This window comes from uncultured Microbacterium sp. (assembly GCF_945952435.1).
Lineage (GTDB): Bacteria > Actinomycetota > Actinomycetes > Actinomycetales > Microbacteriaceae > Microbacterium.
Genome location: NZ_CAMFHZ010000006.1, coordinates 141,138 through 160,246, shown reverse-complemented (window position 1 = coordinate 160,246; position 19,109 = coordinate 141,138). Strand labels below are relative to the sequence as shown.

The 19,109-nt window shown below is 71.5% G+C and carries 18 protein-coding genes; 7 read left to right on the top strand and 11 right to left on the bottom strand.

What is annotated here, in order from left to right; translation table 11 throughout:
• From Q0P88_RS05035 to Q0P88_RS05010, 6 genes are all read left to right on the top strand, one after another.
• On the top strand, positions 1 to 1,086 hold a 1,086-nt coding region (locus Q0P88_RS05035; protein ID WP_295011714.1), incomplete at its 5' end, for an ABC transporter ATP-binding protein.
• 77 nt (positions 1,087 to 1,163) lie between these two features.
• Positions 1,164 to 2,429, top strand: a complete 1,266-nt coding sequence (locus Q0P88_RS05030; RefSeq protein WP_295011737.1) for an ABC transporter permease — start codon at positions 1,164 to 1,166, stop codon at positions 2,427 to 2,429.
• Positions 2,426 to 3,712, top strand: coding sequence for an ABC transporter permease (locus tag Q0P88_RS05025; RefSeq protein WP_295011712.1), 1,287 nt, complete (start codon positions 2,426 to 2,428; stop codon positions 3,710 to 3,712). The genes Q0P88_RS05030 and Q0P88_RS05025 overlap by 4 nt, the downstream gene beginning before the upstream one ends.
• 7 nt (positions 3,713 to 3,719) lie before the next feature.
• Entirely contained in the window at positions 3,720 to 4,115 is a 396-nt protein-coding gene (locus Q0P88_RS05020; RefSeq protein ID WP_295011710.1) for a cytidine deaminase, read from the top strand.
• The gene (locus Q0P88_RS05015; RefSeq protein WP_295011708.1) at positions 4,112 to 5,425 is read left to right on the top strand and encodes a thymidine phosphorylase; all 1,314 of its coding nucleotides are present in this window, start codon (positions 4,112 to 4,114) and stop codon (positions 5,423 to 5,425) included. Before Q0P88_RS05020 ends, Q0P88_RS05015 begins: the two co-directional genes overlap by 4 nt.
• Before the next feature lie 139 nt (positions 5,426 to 5,564).
• The gene (locus tag Q0P88_RS05010; protein WP_295011706.1) at positions 5,565 to 6,680 is read left to right on the top strand and encodes an adenosine deaminase; all 1,116 of its coding nucleotides are present in this window, start codon (positions 5,565 to 5,567) and stop codon (positions 6,678 to 6,680) included.
• Between the two features lie 24 nt (positions 6,681 to 6,704).
• Here the strand turns inward: Q0P88_RS05010 and Q0P88_RS05005 are convergent, their stop codons facing one another.
• From Q0P88_RS05005 to Q0P88_RS04970, 8 genes are all read right to left on the bottom strand, one after another.
• Entirely contained in the window at positions 6,705 to 7,655 is a 951-nt protein-coding gene (locus Q0P88_RS05005; protein ID WP_295011704.1) for an NAD-dependent epimerase/dehydratase family protein, read from the bottom strand.
• A gap of 181 nt (positions 7,656 to 7,836) precedes the next feature.
• The gene (locus Q0P88_RS05000) at positions 7,837 to 8,424 is read right to left on the bottom strand and encodes a GNAT family N-acetyltransferase (RefSeq protein ID WP_295011702.1); all 588 of its coding nucleotides are present in this window, start codon (positions 8,422 to 8,424) and stop codon (positions 7,837 to 7,839) included.
• A gap of 76 nt (positions 8,425 to 8,500) precedes the next feature.
• On the bottom strand, positions 8,501 to 9,652 hold the full coding sequence (locus tag Q0P88_RS04995; protein ID WP_295011700.1) for a mannitol-1-phosphate 5-dehydrogenase: 1,152 nt from the start codon (positions 9,650 to 9,652) through the stop codon (positions 8,501 to 8,503).
• A complete protein-coding gene (locus Q0P88_RS04990) occupies positions 9,652 to 10,083 on the bottom strand; it encodes a PTS sugar transporter subunit IIA (protein WP_295011698.1) in 432 nt (143 codons plus the stop codon). Before Q0P88_RS04990 ends, Q0P88_RS04995 begins: the two co-directional genes overlap by 1 nt.
• 59 nt (positions 10,084 to 10,142) lie before the next feature.
• On the bottom strand, positions 10,143 to 11,774 hold the full coding sequence (locus Q0P88_RS04985; protein ID WP_295011696.1) for a PTS mannitol transporter subunit IICB: 1,632 nt from the start codon (positions 11,772 to 11,774) through the stop codon (positions 10,143 to 10,145).
• Positions 11,775 to 11,843: 69 nt separating this feature from the next.
• The gene (ptsP, locus tag Q0P88_RS04980) at positions 11,844 to 13,505 is read right to left on the bottom strand and encodes a phosphoenolpyruvate--protein phosphotransferase (protein ID WP_295011694.1); all 1,662 of its coding nucleotides are present in this window, start codon (positions 13,503 to 13,505) and stop codon (positions 11,844 to 11,846) included.
• Positions 13,505 to 13,786, bottom strand: a complete 282-nt coding sequence (locus Q0P88_RS04975; protein ID WP_295011692.1) for an HPr family phosphocarrier protein — start codon at positions 13,784 to 13,786, stop codon at positions 13,505 to 13,507. Before Q0P88_RS04975 ends, ptsP begins: the two co-directional genes overlap by 1 nt.
• Positions 13,783 to 14,082, bottom strand: coding sequence for a PTS sugar transporter subunit IIB (locus tag Q0P88_RS04970; RefSeq protein WP_295011690.1), 300 nt, complete (start codon positions 14,080 to 14,082; stop codon positions 13,783 to 13,785). The genes Q0P88_RS04975 and Q0P88_RS04970 overlap by 4 nt, the downstream gene beginning before the upstream one ends.
• A gap of 185 nt (positions 14,083 to 14,267) precedes the next feature.
• On the opposite strand from Q0P88_RS04970, the gene Q0P88_RS04965 reads away from it, so the two are divergent.
• Positions 14,268 to 16,262 carry a transcription antiterminator gene (locus Q0P88_RS04965; RefSeq protein ID WP_295011688.1) on the top strand — a complete coding sequence of 665 codons (1,995 nt, stop codon included), beginning with the start codon at positions 14,268 to 14,270 and terminating at the stop codon, positions 16,260 to 16,262.
• Between the two features lie 13 nt (positions 16,263 to 16,275).
• Here Q0P88_RS04965 and Q0P88_RS04960 read toward each other — a convergent pair whose 3' ends face one another.
• The 3 genes from Q0P88_RS04960 to Q0P88_RS04950 are packed head-to-tail and all read right to left on the bottom strand — an operon-like array spanning position 16,276 to position 19,059.
• The gene (locus Q0P88_RS04960) at positions 16,276 to 16,530 is read right to left on the bottom strand and encodes an HPr family phosphocarrier protein (RefSeq protein ID WP_295011686.1); all 255 of its coding nucleotides are present in this window, start codon (positions 16,528 to 16,530) and stop codon (positions 16,276 to 16,278) included.
• A gap of 7 nt (positions 16,531 to 16,537) precedes the next feature.
• Positions 16,538 to 18,187: a phospho-sugar mutase gene (locus Q0P88_RS04955; protein WP_295011735.1), complete on the bottom strand. Its 1,650-nt coding sequence runs from the start codon at positions 18,185 to 18,187 to the stop codon at positions 16,538 to 16,540.
• A 41-nt stretch (positions 18,188 to 18,228) separates the two neighbouring features.
• The gene (locus tag Q0P88_RS04950; RefSeq protein ID WP_295011684.1) at positions 18,229 to 19,059 is read right to left on the bottom strand and encodes a purine-nucleoside phosphorylase; all 831 of its coding nucleotides are present in this window, start codon (positions 19,057 to 19,059) and stop codon (positions 18,229 to 18,231) included.
• Positions 19,060 to 19,109: the final 50 nt, after the last annotated feature.

Below are 19,109 nucleotides of genomic sequence, written 5' to 3'. Positions count from 1 at the left end.
CAGCAGCGCGTCGAGATCATCAAGGCGCTCTCCCGCGACGCGAAGGTGCTCGTATTCGACGAGCCGACCGCCGTGCTCACGCCGCAGGAGACGGACGAGCTCATGGGGATCATGAAGCAGCTCAGGGACGAGGGCACGGCGATCGTGTTCATCACCCACAAGCTGCGCGAGGTCCGTGCGATCGCGGACAGGATCACGGTGATCCGCCTCGGGAGGGTGGTCGGCGAGGCCGATCCGCACTCCTCGAACACCGAGCTGGCGTCGATGATGGTCGGCCGCCCCGTGGAGCTCACCGTGCACAAGGATCCTCCGCGCATCGGGGACGGCCCAGGACTGGTCGTCTCCGGTCTCCGCGTCGTCGCCGCGGACGGTGTCGTCGTGGTCGACGACGTGAGCTTCGAGGTACGTCCCGGCGAGATCCTCGCCGTCGCGGGCGTGCAGGGCAACGGCCAGACCGAGCTCGCCGAGGCGATCATGGGGCTGGACTCGCGCAGCACGGGGTCGATCCGTCTGGACGGCGTCGAACTGGTCGGCCGCAGCGTCAACCAGGTGCTCGCGGCCGGGGTCGGGTTCGTGCCGGAGGATCGCAACGAGGACGGCCTCGTCGCCGCCTTCTCGGTCGCCGAGAACCTCATGCTCGACCGGTCAGACGACCCGTTCTTCACGCGTGTCGGCACGATCCAGCGCGGCGTCCTCGACGCGTTCGCGAAGGCGCGCATCGCCGAGTTCGACATCCGCACCCAGGGCCCTGGACAGGCGGCGGGATCGCTGTCCGGCGGCAACCAGCAGAAGGTCGTGATCGCCCGCGAGCTGAACCGCGATCTGAAGCTGCTGCTCGCCTCCCAGCCGACCCGCGGCGTCGACGTCGGCTCGATCGAGTTCATCCACAAGCGCATCGTGGCCACCCGCGATGCCGGCATCCCGGTGGTGGTGGTCTCGACAGAGCTGGACGAGGTCGCCGCCCTGGCGGATCGGATCGCGGTGATGTACCGCGGACGCATCGTCGGCATCGTGCCCGCGAACACCCCCCGAGACGTGCTCGGCCTGATGATGGCCGGCGAGAACCCCACGGAGGAGGCCGCATGAGCGTCGAGCCCGACCCCCACTCCCCGGCACCGCAGCAGCCGGACGCGCAGACGCCGACCCCGACGCCGGAGCCGCCGATGACGCGCAACATCCAGGAGATCCCGGTGTCGAACCGGGTGCTCCGGGAGATCCTCCGCGGCGGGACCGTCAATACGATCCTGGCCGTCTTCCTGGCCCTGGTCGTCGGCGGGATCCTGATCGCCCTCACCAATCCCGAGGTGCAGGCGGCGTCCGGCTACTTCTTCGCGCGCCCGATGGACACCATCGGCGCCGCGTGGAACGCCGTCGCAGGAGGCTACGGAGCTCTGTTCTCTGGCTCGATCGTGAACTTCTCGGCGCCCGATCTCGTCACGGCGATCAAGCCGCTGGCCAACACGATCGGTTTCGCCGTGCCGCTCATCGCCGCCGGCCTCGGCATCGCGGTCGCGTTCCGCGTGGGCCTGTTCAACATCGGCGCCCGCGGGCAGATGCTCATCGCGTGCGCGGCGGCGGCCCTGGTCACCTTCCAGCTGCACCTGCCCGCGATCGTGCAGGTCCCGCTCACGCTCGCCGTCGGCATCGCCGCGGGTGCGCTGTGGGGAGGCCTGGTCGGCGTGCTCAAGGCGCGCACCGGCGCACACGAGGTGATCCTCACGATCATGCTCAACTACGTGGCGTTCTACCTCGTCTCATGGATGGTGCGTGTGCCGGAGCTGCTGCAGAAGCCCGGTCAGATCCAGCCCATCTCGCGGCCCACGCCCGTGACCGGCCAGCTGCCCAAGCTCCCCGGTCTCGACCAGCTCGACGCGGGCTTCCCGCTCGTGATCGTGGCCACCCTCTTCGTGTGGTGGCTCGTGGAGCGGTCCAGCCTCGGCTTCCGCATGCGCGCGGTGGGGGAGAACCCGCACGCCGCACGCGCCGCGGGCATCAGCGTGCCGCGCATCTACATCTACGCGATGCTCTTCTCGGGCGGCCTGGCGGGTCTGGCGGGCATGGTGCAGATCCAGAGCACCATCACGAGCGGATTCGACGGCAACATCGACGCCGGCATCGGCTTCACCGCGATCACGGTCGCGCTGCTCGGACGCAGCCGCGCCTGGGGCACGTTCTGGGCGGGTCTGCTCTTCGGTGCGCTCAAGGCGGGTTCGTTCCCGATGCAGGCGCTCCAGTCGATCCCCGTCGACATCGTCCTCGTCGTGCAATCGCTCATCGTGCTGTTCATCGCCGCGCCCCCGCTCATCCGCACGATCTTCTTCCTGCCCAAGAACGACTCCGAGCGCTCGCCGCGCGCGCGGGCCCGCCTCGCCGCGCGCCGTGCCGCGAAGGACGCCGAGTCCTCCGACCAGAAGGCGGTGGCCGCATGAGCACCTCCCTCTCCGCACCCGTCGACCTCGACGAGCCGACGATCGTCCGAGTCCGTTCGCTGAAGACGCCGATCACCCTGCTGGCGATCGCGGCGCTCATCGCGCTGCTGTTCCTGCTGCTTCCCCGGTACGGCACGACCACGTTCCGCCTCGCGGAGGCGGGGGCGGCGATCCCCCTCGGCGACGTCAAGGTCCCGTCGGGGCCGGTGCTCTGGATCACCTGGGCCCTCGCCGTCGTCCTGGCGGTCGTGGCGCTGCTCACCGCGCTGCAGTACCGCCGGATCCCGCTGTGGCTCCCGATCGTGTATGCGCTTCTCGGCATGACCGCCTTCCTGACCTGGGCGGGGGCCGGCGCATCCGGCGCGATCACGCTCGTCGGGCTCCTCGGCGGCTCGATCTCCCTCGCCGTCCCCCTGGTCTTCGGCGCCCTGGGCGGCGTGATCGGAGAGCGCGTCGGCGTGGTGAACGTCGCCATCGAGGGACAGTTCCTGCTCGGTGCGTTCACCGCGACGATCCTCGCCTCCGTCACCCGCAACCCGTTCGTCGGGCTGATCGGCGCGATGATCGGCGGCGTGCTCGTCGCCTTCGTGCTGGCGGCCTTCGCGATCCGCTACCTGGTGGACCAGGTGATCGTGGGCGTGGTGCTGAACGTCTTCGTCTCCGGACTCACGGGCTTCCTCTACGGAGCGGTGCTCGCCCCGAACGGCGCGACGCTGAATAGCCCCGTGCGGTTCTCGCTGATCAAGATCCCGGTGCTCGGCGACATCCCGATCATCGGCCCTGCGCTGTTCAACCAGACCTTCCTCGTCTACCTCATGTACGTCATGGTCGCGGTCGTGGCCTGGGCGATGTACCGCACCCGGTGGGGCCTGCGCCTACGCGCGGTCGGCGAGCACCCGCAGGCGGCCGACACCGTCGGCATCAAGGTCAACCCGACCCGCTTCTGGAACATGCTTCTCGCGGGCGCGATCGCGGGCATCGGCGGCGCGTACTTCACGCTGGTCTCCGTGCCGCAGTTCACGAAGGACATGACGGCCGGGCTCGGCTTCATCGCCCTCGCCGCCGTCATCTTCGGGCGCTGGGATCCGGTGCGCGCCGCGCTCGCCGCGCTCCTGTTCGGGTTCGCGACGAACCTGCAGAACCTGCTCAGCGTGCTGAAGACGCCGATCCCCAGCGAGTTCATGCTCATGCTGCCGTACCTGGTCACGATCCTCGCGGTCGTCGGCTTCGTCGGACAGATCCGTGGGCCGGCCGCGTCCGGCAAGCCGTACATCAAGGCCTAGGGGAGCGATGGACATCGACTGGGACGAGCTGCGCCGCATCGCCGACGAGGCGCAGCGCAAGGCGTACGCGCCGTACTCTCGCTATCGCGTGGGAGCGGCCGCCCTCGTGGACGATGGCCGGATCGTCGCCGGCTGCAACGTCGAGAACGCCTCCTACGGGGTCACCCTCTGCGCGGAGTGCGCGATGGTGGGCGACCTGTTCATGTCGGGCGGCGGGCGGCTGGTCGCCTTCCTCTGCGTGAACGGCGACGGCGAGACGATCATGCCCTGCGGCCGCTGCCGGCAGCTGCTCTACGAGCACTCGGCGCCCGGCATGCTGCTCGAGACCGTGTCCGGCATCCGGACGATCGACGAAGTGCTGCCCGACGCGTTCGGGCCGCGAGACCTGGAGAACACCCGATGACAGACCGAGAGCCGCAGCACGCGGTCGAGCCCTTCGACGCCGTGGACGTGATCCGCGCCAAGCGCGACGGCGGCGTCGTCCCGGAGCCGGCGCTGCGCTGGATGATCGACGCCTACACCCGCGGGTACGTCACCGATCCGCAGATGGCGTCCTTCGCCATGGCGATCTTCCAGCGCGGGATGGAGCGCGACGAGATCCGCGTCCTCACGGACGCCATGATCTCCTCCGGCGAGCGGATGAGCTTCGCCGCGCTCGGGAAGCGGACGGTCGACAAGCACTCCACCGGCGGGGTCGGCGACAAGATCACCCTTCCGCTGGCGCCGCTGGTCGCGAGCTTCGGCGTCTCCGTGCCGCAGCTCTCCGGGCGCGGCCTCGGTCACACGGGCGGCACGCTCGACAAGCTGGAGTCGATCCCGGGCTGGCGTGCCGCGCTGAGCAACGAGGAGATGTTCGCGCAGTTGCAGAGCGCCGTCGGCGCGGTGATCTGCGCGGCCGGATCCGGTCTCGCCCCCGCGGACAAGAAGCTCTACGCCCTGCGCGACGTCACGGGCACGGTCGAGGCCATTCCGCTGATCGCCTCGAGCATCATGTCCAAGAAGATCGCCGAGGGCACCGATGCGCTCGTGCTGGACGTGAAGTTCGGCTCCGGCGCGTTCATACAGGACATCGACCGCGCCCGAGAGCTCGCCCGCACGATGGTCGAGCTGGGAACGGACTCCGGAGTGAGCACGACCGCGCTGCTGACTGACATGAACGTTCCGCTGGGCCTCGCGATCGGCAACGCCAACGAGGTGCGGGAGTCGGTCGAGGTGCTCGCCGGCGAAGGGCCCGCCGACGTGCGCGAGCTCACGATCGCCCTCGCGCGGGAGATGCTGGCCCTCAGCGGACAGCCCGACGCCGACGTGGAGGCGGCTCTCGACGACGGACGTGCGATGGACTCGTGGAAGGCCATGATCCGCGCGCAGGACGGGGATCCGGATGCGCCGCTCCCCGTCGCGCGGGAGACGCACACGGTCACCGCCGCGGAGGACGGTTTCATCACCCGCATGGACGCCCTGCCGTTCGGCGTGGGCGCGTGGCGGCTCGGCGCCGGACGCGCGCGTGCCGATGACGCGGTGGTGTTCGCGGCGGGCATCGACCTGCACGTCAAGCCGGGCGACGCCGTGCGCGCGGGGGATCCCGTGTTCACTCTCCTCGCCGACGACCCCGCGCGGTTCGAGCGCGCCCTGGACGCGGTCGAGGGCGCCTGGGAGATCGGCTCGGAGCGGATCGAGCGCGCACCCCTCGTGCGGGAGCGCATCACCGCTTAGGCTGAAACACGGGTGCGGTGTCCGCGCCACACCCGTGACCGCGTTCCCCCGGCGGAACACTCCCTTCGACGACCGGCGGCCCCGTCGCAGACGGCGCCGCCCACCGACAGCCCCTGTGCGATCTGAGGAAGGATCCGTCATGCCCATCGACGCGAACGGCGACCTGGAGGTGGGAGGCCTCTCCCTCCGCGACCTGCCCAAGGTCTCGCTGCACGACCACCTGGACGGCGGCGTGCGCCCCGCGACCATCATCGAGCTCGCGGACGCGGCGGGCCTGGAGCTCCCCGCGACGGATCCGACCGCCCTGGGCATGTGGTTCCGGACGCAGGCGAGCGCCGGATCCCTCGTGGACTACCTGAAGACGTTCGACGTCTCACTCTCCGTCATGCAGAGCGCCGCCAACCTGCGCCGGATCTCGCGCGAGTTCGTCGAGGACCTCGCGCGCGACGGGGTCGTCTACGGCGAGGTGCGCTGGGCGCCGGAGCTCCACCTGACCGGCGGGCTCAGCCTGCAGCAGGCGGTGGACGCGGTCCAGGACGGCATCGACGAGGCGGAGGACGCGGCCGAGCGGTCCGGCCGGAGCATCCGCGTGGGCCAGCTCCTGTCGGCGATGCGCCAGACCGACCGGGTGCGCGAGATCGCGGAGCTCGCGGTCGCGAACCGGGCCCGTGGCGTCGTCGGCTTCGACACGGCGGGCCCCGAGGCCGGCTATCCCTCCTCCCGCTACCGCGACACGTTCGCGTTCCTCGCGGACCGGATGTTCCCGATCACGGTGCACGCGGGCGAGGCGGCCGGACCCGACTCGATCCGCTCGGCCCTCGTCGACGGGCGCGCCCTGCGTCTCGGCCACGGCGTGCGGATCGCGGAGGACCTGGAGATCGTGAACCGCGACGGCGAGGAGGTGCAGGTGCGCTTCGGCGACCTCGCCCGCTGGGTGCGCGACCGGGAGATCCCGCTCGAGCTGTCCCCGTCCTCGAACCTGCAGACCGGCGCGATCGCCGCGTGGGGGAGCGAGTTCGCCGATCATCCCTTCGACCTGCTCTATCAGCTCGGCTTCGCGGTCACGGTGAACGTCGACAACCGCACGATGAGCGCGACCTCGCTGACCCGGGAGATGGCGCTTCTCGTCGACGCCTTCGGCTACGACCTCGAGGATCTGGAGTCGTTCCAGTTCAACGCGGCCGCCGGGGCCTTCCTGCCCGTGGAGGAGCGCGAGGAGCTGGTCGAGCTCATCGCCGAGGGCTTCGACGAGTGATGCCCGTGCAGCCCAGGACAGGGATCAGGGCTGCACGATCTGCGGGTGCGCGCGCAGGTACTCGTCGAACGCCTCCGCGCTCGTGTAGCGCGGGAGGTAGCCGAACTCGTCCTTGAGCCGGTCATTGCGCAGCGCGGGACGGTAGCGCAGGAAGCGGATCTTCTCCGGCCCGTGCGCGCCGACCCTCAACACCCGACCGAGGCCGAGCGCGAGCGCGAGAACGGGCGCAGGAACCGTGAGCAGCCGCTTGCGCATCCTCCGCGCGATCTCCGGGACGCTGAGCGCCCCGTCGCCCGCGACGTTGTAGATGCCCGCAGGGCCGTCGCCGATCGCCGCGCGCACCATCGCGGAGGCCACGTCGTCCACCCAGACGAACACGAAGGGCGAGTCCGCCCCCGCGATGCGCAGGACGCGCCGACGGTCCCAGAGGCGGGTGATCTGGTTCTGCACGGAGGGGCCGAGGATCGTCCCGATCCGGAACACGACCTGCTCCAGCTCCGGGTGCGTCGAGCGGGCCGCGGCGAGCAGCTCCTCGATGAGGCGCTTGTGCCGGGCGTACGGGAAATCGTCGTTCCCGCGCAGCGGATCCGTCTCGTCGATCCACTCGGGATTGTCCGGATGATAACCGTACGCCGCGCCGGAACCGGCCACGACGATACGACGCACGCCGGCGTAGACGCACGCGGCGACGACGTTCGCGGAACCCAGCACGTCCACGCGGAAGTCGGCCTGCGCGTCGCGACCCGGATCGACGATCGCGGCGAGATGAACGACCGAGTCGATCCTGTGCCGCTCCAGCACGTCCGGGAGGCTGAGGGGATCCGTCACGTCGACCGTGGCCGAGACGACCCCGGGGACCTCGGTCTCGCGCAGATCCGCACTGACGACGACGTCGACCTCGGGGTGCGCCGCGAGCAGCGCCGTCACCCGGCTGCCGAGGAATCCGGCGCCCCCGGTGACGAGGACGCGCCTCATCGGACGGGCCCCGCGCGCAGCGTCGTCGTGGCGAGACGCGAGCGCGCGGCACCGGTGACGGCGAACAGCGTCGTGCTCATGCTCTCCTCCCCGGGCACGCGCGCTCTCGCGCGCGGTGCACCGATCCTATCCTCGGCGAGGACGCCGTCGGGAGCACGATCGCGCGCGGGGGCACCGCGTCTCAGCGACGCCGGGCGAGGCGCGCGTCGAGTCCGTTGCGCACCGCCGGCCACTCGTGCGGCAGGATCGAGTAGACGACCGTGTCGCGCAGGGAGCCGTCGGGGGAGATCCTGTCGTTGCGCAGCACGCCGTCGAGCTTGGCGCCGAGCCGCTCGATCGCGGCGCGCGACTGGCGGTTGTGGAAATGCGTCTGGAACTGCACGCGCACAGCGTCGCACGTCTCGAAGGCGTGCGCGAGGAGCAGCCGCTTCGCCGACGGGTTCACCGCAGTGCCGTGCACGGTGGGGGAGATCCACGTGTATCCGATCTCGACGGCGAGATTCGGCTGGTCGATCGTGCAATACGTCGTCATGCCGACCGCGCGTCCGGTGGCCAGGTCGAGGACCGCGAAAGGGTTCATCTCGCCGAGCTCGTGCCGTCGGGCGCGGGCCGCGATCTCGGCGGGGACGCCCTCCGCGTCCGGCACGGAGGTGTACCAGCGGTCTTCGAGGCCAGCCGTGGCCGCAGCGAGGTCTGCGGCATGGGCGACGGCCAGCGGCTCCAGCCGGACGAAGTCGTTCTCGAGCGTGACGGGAGCGAGGAAGTCCATGCGTCGAGCGTATCCGCACACGACGGCCCCCGCGGGCGACCGGCGCCGTCCCTGGCGCGGGGGCGTCGCGCACGGATCAGAGCGAGGACTGCCGCGCCGCCACCTCGGCCCGCACGCCCCGGTACAGCGGATGATCCTCGGGGAGCCCCGTCACCTCGGCGACGAGCTCATCGGCCGTGCGCGTATGCAGCAGCTCCTGCAGCCGCACGGCCTCCTCGTCCGCCGGATCCGCGAAGGCGAGTGCCGCACCGACCGCGCGGAGCAGCGCGGACGTGGCGAGGCCGCGTTCTGCGGCATCGCCCGCGGGTCCGATGAACCGCTCGTGCCGGGAGAGCTTGCGCAGCGGCTGACGACCGACGCGCTGCACCGTGTCCGGCAGAGCGGGGTTGCGGAAGCGCTCGAGGATGCGGTGGCGGTACTCCGCGAGCTCGGTGGGATCGAGCCCGTGACGCGCCGTGAGGACGGCGGCGGTCTCCTCGAGGGCGGCCTCCACCGCGCGCTCGATCGCGGGGTCGGCGAGCGACTCCGCGATGGTGGCGTAGCCCGCGCGGGCGCCGAGATAGGCGGTGGCCGCATGACCGGTGTTCACGGTGAACAGCTTGCGTTCGATGTACGGCGCCAGCGAGGGGACGAAGTGGGCGCCCGGGATCCGCGGAGGCGATCCGCGGAACGGGCCCTCCTCGATCGCCCACTCGTAATAGGGCTCGACCGTCACGTCGATCCCCGCTCCGGACTGCGGCGCCGGCACGATGCGGTCGACCGCGGTGTTCGCGAAGACGGCTCGGCCGAGGAGCTCCTCGGCGCGGTCGCCGGCCGCCTTCTCCACCTCCGCGCGCAGCAGATCGGTGGCGCCGATCGCGTTCTCGCAGGCCATGATCGCGACCGGCGGCTGCGCGTCGCCGCGACGTTCGAGCCCGGCGACGATCACCGGGGCGACGAAGCGCAGCACGGTCGGGCCGACCGCCGTCGTCACGACGTCCGCCGAGGCCACGGCGTCTGCCGCGGCCTCGGGATCGAGACGGCTGTTCACGGCGCGGAACCCGGTGACGACGTGATCGACGCCGCCGGGTCCTGCCTCGTGCACGGTGTACTCCGACGCCGCCTGGATCGCATCGACGAGCTCGCCCGCGACGTCCGAGAACACCAGGTCGTATCCGGCCTCGTGCAGCAGCAGCCCGACGAAACCCCGTCCGATGTTGCCTGCGCCGAAGTGCACCGCGACGGGCATCAGCCGTTCACCTCCGCGAGCATCGCGTACAGCTCCTCCGGTGTGGCCGCGGCGGCCAATCGGGCGACGTCGTCCTCCTCCGAGAACGTGATCGCGATCTGCGACAGGATCTCCAGGTGCTCGTCTCCCTTGCCCGCGATCCCGATGACGAACGTCACCGGATCGCCGGCCCAGTCGACGCCGCCGTCGTAGCGGATCACGCAGAGCGCCGACGCGAGGATCTCGTCCTTCGCCTCGTTCGTGCCGTGCGGGATCGCCAGGCCGTTGCCCATGAAGGTGGACACGGTCTGCTCGCGCTGCCGCATGGCGTCGAGATAGGCCGGGGTCACCGCTCCGGCGGCCACGAGGAGGCCGGCGGCCTCGGCGAGGGCCTCCTCCTGCGTGGCGGGGCCGGGGTGGATGCGGACCCGGTCGGGGGTCAGGATGCTCATGGCGTCATTCCTCTCGGGGTGTTCGGATGGGAGCGGGGATCCAGGATCCGCGCGGCGGATCAGGCGCCTTCGCGCTGGCGGCGCACCAGCTCCACGACCTCGTCGTACTTCGGCGAGTTCATGAAGTTGTCGACGGAGACGTGCATCGCCTCGCCGTTCTGACCGCGGGCACGGTCGGTGAGCTGCTGCTGGGTGATGATGAGGTCCTCGCTGCCGTCGAGGTTCGCGATGGCCTTGTTCGTGACGGTGATGCCGTCGATGCCCGCCTTCTTGATCTTGTTGCGCAGCACGCTCGCGCCCATGGCGGAGGACCCCATGCCGGCATCGCACGCGAACACGATCGTGTCGATGCGTCGATCCGTCGCCACCGCGGTGGTCGCGGCCGCAGCGCCCGCCGTGGCGGTGGCGGCGGACGAGTCGCGCAGCGCATCCATCGCAGCGGAGGACTTGCCCTTGTTCGCCTCGGTCTGCGCGATCGCCGCGGAGAGGTCCCCGGCACCGGCCGTCTCGAGGTCGCGCCGGCGCGTGCGCAGCAGGAACACCATGGAGACGAGGAACGACACGGCCGCGGCGAGGATCACCGAGAGGTACACGACGAGCAGGTTGCCGACTCCCGCAGGCGCCGCGGCCAGCGTGACGGCGATGATGGATCCCGGTGCGGCCGGGAACTTCAACCCTCCGTTGAACAGCGCGTTGGTCGCCACGCCCGTCATGCCCCCGAGGATCGCGGAGACGATCAGCACCGGCTTCATGAGCACGTACGGGAAGTAGATCTCGTGGATGCCGCCGACGAACTGGATCAGGATGGCGCCAGGGGCAGTCGCCTTCGCCTCGCCCACGCCGAAGAAGGCGAAGGCGAGGAGGATGCCGAGGCCGGGGCCGGGGTTCGCCTCGACGAGGAACAGGATCGACTTGCCCGTCTCGCTCGCCTGCTGCAGGCCCAACGGCGTGAACACGCCGTGGTTGATGGCGTTGTTCAGGAACAGCACCTTGGCGGGTTCGACGATGATCGACAGCAGCGGCAGCAGGCCGTGCGAGACGAGCCAGCCGACGATGACGCCGAGGAACGTGCTGATCACCGTGAAGACGGGTCCGAAGCCGAAGAAGCCGGCGATCGCGAGCAGCATGCCGAGGATGCCGGCGGAGAAGTTGTTGACCAGCATCTCGAAGCCGGGGCGGATCTTGCCGTCCCAGAGCTTGTCCATCTGCTTCGTGAGCCATCCGGCGAGCGGACCCATGATCATCGCGCCGAGGAACATCGGGATCGTCGTGCCGACGATGACGCCCATCGTGGCGATGGTCGCGACGACGCCGCCGCGCTCACGGTAGACCATGCGGCCGCCGGTGTTCGCGATGAGCAGCGGCAGCAGGTACGTGATCATCGGGCCGACCAGACCCACGTACTGCGGGAAGGTCTTGCCGTCCGGGTTCTGCGCGAGCGCGGTCATCGCGTGCTGCCAGCCCACCTGATCGGCGTTGCCGAAGCCGCCGAGCAGGTCGGCGACCGGGTGCCAGTTGCCCAGCCAGCCCACGGCGATGAACAGGGACGTGATGAATCCCCACGCGATGAACGCGGCGATGTTCGGCATGATCATGCCGGAGAGGAACGTGCCGAAGCGCTGGACGCCGAGGCGTGCGCGATGCACGCCCGAGCTTCCGGTCGCTGCGGGCGAGGGTGACGTCGTCGTCATGGTGAATCTCCTGATTCGGTTTCGGGTGGGGCGTTGGGGCCCCGGTGGTGCGGGTACTGCGGTAGGGGATTACGGATGCGAGGCGGAGGCGGCGGTCGCGGCTGCACGTGCCGTCGCGGCGTCGTCCGCGTCGAGGGCGGCCGCGGCGATACGGCGTGCATCGTCGAGGGAGTGCTGGGCGATCGTCCGGCGCACGTCCGCGAGGGCGGCGGGCGCCATCGAGAGCGAGCCGATGCCCAGCCCGACCAGGACGACGGCGAGCAGCGGATCCGCGGCCGCCTCGCCGCACACGCCGACGGGTCGGCCTTGCGCGGCGCCGGCGCGACCGACCTCCGCGACGAGACGCAGCACCGCGGGATGCCACGGATCCTGGAACGAGGACACGGAGCCGAGCAGGCGGTCGGCGGCCATCGTGTACTGGGTGAGATCGTTCGTGCCGATCGACGCGAAGTCCGCATGCTGCAGGATCCGATCGGCGAGGAGCGCGGAGGAGGGGACCTCGACCATCACGCCGGCGGTGCGCAGCCCGTACTCGCGGGCGATTCCGGTGAAGTAGCCGGCCTCCTCGACGGTCGCGACCATCGGGGCCATCACCCACAGGTCGGCCTCCGTCTCTGCATCGGCCTCGGCGAGGGCGGTGAGCTGTTCGCGGAGGATGTCCTCGCTCGCCCGAAGCGCGCGCAGGCCGCGCAGGCCCAGAGCCGGGTTCTCCTCGTGGGCGTCGTTGAGGAACGGCAGCGGCTTGTCCGCACCGGCGTCCAGGACGCGCACGACGACCTTCTTGCCGGGGAACGCGGCCAGCAGCTCGCGGTAGGCGGCGCGCTGGACGGCCACGGTCGGCGCGTTGGTCGAGGACAGGAAGAGGAACTCGGTGCGGAACAGCCCGACCCCCTCCGCCCCCCGGGCGACGGCATCGGCCGCGTCGGCGGGCTTGCCGAGGTTCGCGAGCAGCGCGACCGGCGTCCCGTCGGCGAGCGCGCCCGGGGTCGGCGGGGCTGCGTCCGCCTCCTTCCGAGCGCTCGCGCGCTCCCGCGCACGGGCCACGTCCTCGGCGGACGGATCGGCGGTGACCACACCGGACGACGCGTCGACGATCACGGTCTCGTCGTCGACGAGGTCCGCCGCGCCGGAGGCGCCGACGACTGCGACGATGCCCTTCTCCCGGGCGAGGATCGCGGTATGGGACGTGGGACCGCCGTCGATCGTGACGAGCGCGAGCACCTTGTCCAGATCGAGCAGAGCAGTGTCCGCGGGCGCGAGATCGCGCGCGACGAGGACGAAGGGGTGCCCGGGATCGGGGATGCCCGGGGCCGCGACTCCGCGGAGGCGGGCGAGGACGCGCTGGGCGATGTCGTCCAGATCGGCCGCGCGCTCGCCGAGATAGCCGCCCACGGCCTCGAGCGAGGAGCGGAATCCGGCGAACGCGTCATGCACGGCCCATTCCGCCGTCGACCCCGCCGCGATCCGCTCCTCGACCTCGTCGGCCAGTGTCGGGTCTTCGGCGATCATGGCCTGCGCCTCCAGCACCTCGGCGGCCGCTCCGTCGACCGACTCCGCCCGGGACGACAGGTCCGCCGCGACGAAGGAGATCGCGTCTTGCACCCGGACGCGCTCCTGATCCGCGCCGATCGTGCTCGGCGTCTCGTCCGGCGCGGGAAGGGCCTGCGTCATGCGGCGCACCGGCCCCGCCGCGACGCCCTGTCCGATGCCGACGCCGCGCACCTCGGCCATCAGGCGGCGCCCTCGTCGTGGTCGGTGACCAGCAGTTCGGCGAGACGGTCGAGTGCGGCCTCCGCGCCGTCGCCCTCGGCGGAGAGAGTGACGTAGTCCCCCTGTTCCAGCCCGAGCGCGATCACGCCCAGGATGCTGGCGGCGTTCACCGGCTTGCCGGCGTCCTTCGCGAGCGTCACCGGCAGGCCGGTCTCCTTCGCGGCCTGCGCGAAGATCTTCGCGGGCCTGGCGTGCAGCCCGTGCGAGGAGCCGATGCGGACGGTGCGTGTCTCGGCGGTCATGACGTTCCTTTCAGAGCGGTGTCCTCGACGAGGGCCCGCAGCCGGGCCCCCTCGAGGTCGGTGAGGAGTTCCGGGGGCAGCACGATGAGCGTGGCCCGCAGCGCGCGCTGCGCGAGCTCGTCGCGCCGTTCGGCGAGATGAGAGCCGAGCAGGACGATGTCGGCGGTGGGGTCGAGGCGATCGACGGAGGAGGCGGTGATCTCCCAGTCCCGGCCTGCGTCGAGCGCGGCCCGGCGCAGCCGGCCGGCGACGAATGTGCTCGAGGCGCCCGCGCCACAGACCACCTGGATCCTCATCGAACCCTCCTTCCGGATCATCCTCCCGACCCAGGGGCGGAGGGTGCCACCAGGATCCCTTCCGCCGGGGCGGAAGACGCCTTCCGGCCCCTTCCGCCGTGGATCCTGAGATCATGGCGGAGGAGGAAGTGACGTCCCGGCGATGCCGCCGGGGCGACGACGGGCGAGACGAGAGGTGAGGCGGCGTGTCGACTCGACGGCAGGATCGGCTGCTCACCGCGCTCCTGCGGGAAGACGCCTGGATCCCGGGCCCCCGCCTCGCGGACATGCTCGGCGTGACGCCGCGCAGCGTGCGCGCCTACGTCACCGCGCTCAACGCGCGGGTGCCGGAGCGGGACGCCGTGCTGTCGGGCGGCTCCGGATACCGTGCCGGCGCCTCGGCGCGGGAGGCGCTGGCCGCCCGATCGGGGAGCGACGCGACGCCGCGGGCGCGCATGCACGCGCTCGTGCGCGCCCTGCTCGACGAGCGGGACGGGATCGACGTCTTCGAGGCCGCCGACCGGCTGCACGTGAGCGAGGCGACGGTCGATGCCGACCTCTCCCGCGTGCGCGCGCTGCTGGACGGGACAGGGCTGCGGCTCGTGCGCGAGCGCGACGTGGTCCGCCTCGTCGGTCCGGAGAAGGAGCAGCGCCGGCTGCTCAGCCGCCTCGCGCACGACGAGATGGACGCGGCGGACTTCCCGGTCGATCCGTTCCGCCTGGCGCTCGCGGGAGGGGCGATCACCCCCGAGGCGGTCGCACCGTTCAAGGCGGACCTCGTCGCGGAGCTCGCGGGGCTCGGCTACTACGTGAACGAGCTGGGGATCACCGACGTGCTGCTGCACATCGCGATCGCCGCCGACCGCGTCGCCGCAGGCCGGCCGCTCGACGCCGCGGGGCGCGAGTCCGGCAGCGCGCAGGATCCGGACGGGCGCGCCCCGGGGAGTGCGCGGTCGGGTGCGCTCCGGTCGGACGAGATCCCCCGGGAGGCGGATCCCGTCGCGCGGGTCATCGCGCAGCTCGCCGAGGATCGGCTCGGCGTGCGGCTCGGGCCGGGCGACCTGGCGCATCTGTCGGGGTTGATCCTCACCCGCATCGTGAGCCCAGGAGGCACGGATCCCGCCACGCTCGCCCGTGCGGGGCTGGATCCGGAGGTCGAGGCGGCCGTGCGCGCCGAGGTGGTGCAGGCGGCGAACGACTACCAGGTCGATCTCATCGACGACGCCTTCGTGCTGAGGCTGGCCCTGCACACCCAGAACCTGCTCCGCCGGGCGCAGGAGGAGTCGCGGGCGCGCAACCCGCTCACGCGCTCGCTCAAGGCGGCGTACCCGATGATCTTCGAGGTCGCGGTGTCGATCGTGAACGGTTTGCAGAATCGCCTGGGCCTGCGCGTGGACGACGACGAGATCGCCTACGTGGCGATGCACGTCGGCGGACGGCTCGAGCGCAGCCGGCGCGCCGAGTCCCTCCTCACGGCCACGATCGTCTGTCCGGGCTACTACGAGCTGCACGAGGTGCTGCGCTCTCGGGTGGACCGCTCGCTCGGGCAGGGCATCGACGTCGTGCGGATGATCACCACGGTCGATCCCGACGCCTCCGAGATCGACACCGACCTCGTGCTCAGCACGGTGCCCCTGCGCACCGCGGGCGATCGCACGGTGCTGATCCAGCCCTTCCTCACCGAGGCCGACGTGGAGCGGGTGCAGCAGGCCGCGGCCCGCGTCCGGCGGAGCAGGCGGCTCGCACGGCTGCGCGAGGAGCTGTCGCGCTACCTGTCCGCCGACGCCTACGTGCAACCCCTGCCGGACGTGGGGGAGGAGGGGATCATCCGTCTCCTCGGCGACCGGCTCGTCGCGGCCGGTCTCATCGACGAGGCGTACATCGAGAACACGATCCACCGCGAACGGCTCTCCTCGACGGCCTTCAGCGACGCCCTCGCGGTCCCGCATGCGCTGCAGATGACCGCCCGGCGCACGGCGATCGCGATCGGAGTCGCCGCCGGATCCGTCGGCTGGGGCGGCGGACGGGTGCAGGTCGTCGCGCTCGCCGCCTTCAGCGAGCAGGATCGCGACGCGTTCCAGACCGTGTTCGAGCAACTCGTCGAGGTGTTCGGCGAGGCGGACAGCGTGCAGCGGATCCTGCGCCGCGGCGAGACCTTCTCCGGGTTCCTCGACGAGCTCGCCGCCGTGATCGACGGCTGAGCGCCGGGTCCCGTCAGCCGGCGAGCACGCGCTCGAGCGCGTCGAGGACCGCTTCCGGATCCGTTCCGTCCGCGGAGAGCTCGACCTCGTCGCCCGCCAGGAGCGCGAGGTCCATCACCGCGAGCACGCTGCCGAGGTCCACCCGCCGTCCGGTGGACGTCGTGAGCTCCACCGCACCGTCGTGGGCCATCGCGAGGCGGACGAGCTCCGCGACGGGACGCGCGTGGGCGCCTCCCGCGACGCGGATCACGACGGTGCGGTTCGCCATCGGCGGCTCAGCCGCGCGCCGCGAGCAGCGCGCGCACGGCGTCCTCGAGGTCCGCCACGGTCTGCGCCGCCGCCGGTGCGGAATCGGCGCGGGCGTCGATGTAGACCTTGAGCTTGGGCTCCGTCCCGCTGGGGCGCACGATCACGCGCGAACCGTCGGCCAGGCGGTACCGGAGAACGTCGCCGGTCGGCGCCCCCTCCGGGGCCGCGAGCAGGTCCTCGGCCGACACGACCGCGCCCTCGCCGAACGCGGTCGGCGGATCCTGCCGTAGAGCGGACATGATCCGTCCGATCACCGTCAGATCGTCCACCCGGATCGAGACCTGCCCGCTGGCGAAGAACCCGATCTCGGCCGCGATCTCGTCGAGCAGATCGGCGATCGTCGCCTCCCGACCGCGGGCCTCGGCGGCCAGGCCGAGAAGTGCGACGGCGGCGGAGATGCCGTCCTTGTCGCGCACCGTGTCCGGGTTGACCAGATATCCGAGCGCCTCCTCGTAGCCGAACGCGATCCCTGGCGCACGCGAGATCCATTTGAAGCCGGTGAGCGTCTCGTGGAAGTCGAGGCCGTAGCGTTGGGTGATCGCGGCCAGCGCGGGCGACGACACGAGAGAGCACGCCAGCGAGGTGCCGGGGGCCGCGGGGCCGGAGGCGGTCGCGGCGCGGGCCGCGCGCCAGCCGAGCAGCATCCCGACCTCGTTGCCGGAGAGCCGCCGCCAGCCGCCTTCCGCGGTCTCGTCGGGGATGCCCACCGCGAGGCGGTCGGCGTCGGGGTCGTTCGCGATGACGAGCTCCGCGCCGAGCGTGCGGGCCTTCGCGAAGGCGAGGTCCATCGCACCCGGCTCCTCCGGGTTCGGGAACGACACGGTGCGGAAGGTCGGATCGGGGTCGCGCTGCTCGCCGACCGTCCACGGTGCCGGGTACCCGGCGTCGCCGAGGATCCGCGAGAGGGTCTCCCATCCCACGCCGTGCATCGCGGTGTAGACCCAGCGCAGACCGGCGGCGCCGATGGGAGCGGGGGCGACGGTCGCGGTCGCGGCGACATAGGCGTCGACCACGTCCTCGCCCGCGGTCTCGTACCCGGTCGAGCGCGGGATGGTCAGCGCGTCGGAGTCGGCGGCCACCCGCTCGATGTGCGCGGCGATCTCGGCATCGGCGGGGGACACGATCTGCGAACCCTGATCCGTGCCGCCCAGGTAGACCTTGTAGCCGTTGTCGTTGGGCGGGTTGTGACTCGCGGTCACCATCACGCCGGCGTCCGCGTCCAGGTGCCGCACGGCGAACGCGAGGACCGGGGTGGGCAGCAGTCGCGGAAGGAGGACGGCACGCAGCCCGGCCCCGGCGAAGATCTCGGCCGAGTCGCGCGCGAACACCCGGGAGTTCTTGCGCCCGTCGTAGCCGATGACGACCGTGGGCGTCGCGTCCGGTGCCGCCTTCTCCCGCAGGTAGGCGGCGAAGCCGGCAGCGGCCTGCGCGACGAGCACCCGGTTCATCCGGTTGGAGCCGGCCGCCAGCGCGCCGCGGAGACCCGCTGTGCCGAAGGCGAGCCGTGATCCGAACCGGTCCTCCAGCTCGGCGACGGCGGCCTCGTCCCCAGACGCCGCGAGGGTGATGAGGCCGGCGAGCTCGTCGCGCGTCTCCGGATCCGGATCCTGCCGCATCCACGCCCGCGCCTCCGCGAGCCGTGCGGTCTCCCGCGCGCTCACAGCGCGCCGATCACGCGGGCGAGCAGCGAGGAGATGACGGGCTCGGCGGCCTGCCCCGCCTCGATCACCTCGGCATGGCTCAGCGGCGTGGTCTGGATGCCGGCCGCCAGGTTGGTGATGAGCGAGAACCCGAGGATCTCCATGCCGGCCTCGCGCGCGGCGATCGCCTCGAGCGCCGTCGACATGCCGACGATGTCGCCCCCGATGCGCTTGGCCATCTGCACCTCGGCCGGGGTCTCGTAGTGAGGGCCGCGGAACTGGGTGTAGACGCCCTCGTCCAGGGACGGGTCGATCGTGCGGGCGAGGTCGCGCAGACGCGCGCTGTAGAGGTCGGTGAGGTCGATGAACGTCGCCCCTTCGAGCGGCGAGTCCGCGGTGAGGTTGATGTGGTCGCTGATGAGCACGGGCTGTCCGGGGGTCCAGGTCTCGCGGACCCCGCCGGCGCCGTTGGTGAGGACCATGGTGGACGCACCCGTCGCCGCCGCGGTGCGCACACTGTGCACGACGCGGCGCACACCGTGACCCTCGTAGTAGTGCGTGCGCGCGCCGATCACGAGGACGTTCTTGCCGGACGGGGTGACGATGCTGCGCAGCGTGCCGACATGGCCTTCCAGGGCAGGCTTGGAGAACCCGGTGACCTCGGTCGCCGGGATCGTGGCGACGGTCTCGCCGATCAGCTCGGCGGCCTTGCCCCAGCCGGATCCCAGCGTGACGGCGATGTCGTGGCGGTCGACGCCGGTGAGCCGGCGGATGTCGCTCGCGGCCTCGGCGGCGATGGCGAAGGGGTCGGCGCTCGGGTCGTCGAGGGGGTGGTTCAGATCAGCCATGAGATCGAGGATACGGCCCCGGATCGGAGCGCCGCGAGGCGGAGCGCGGA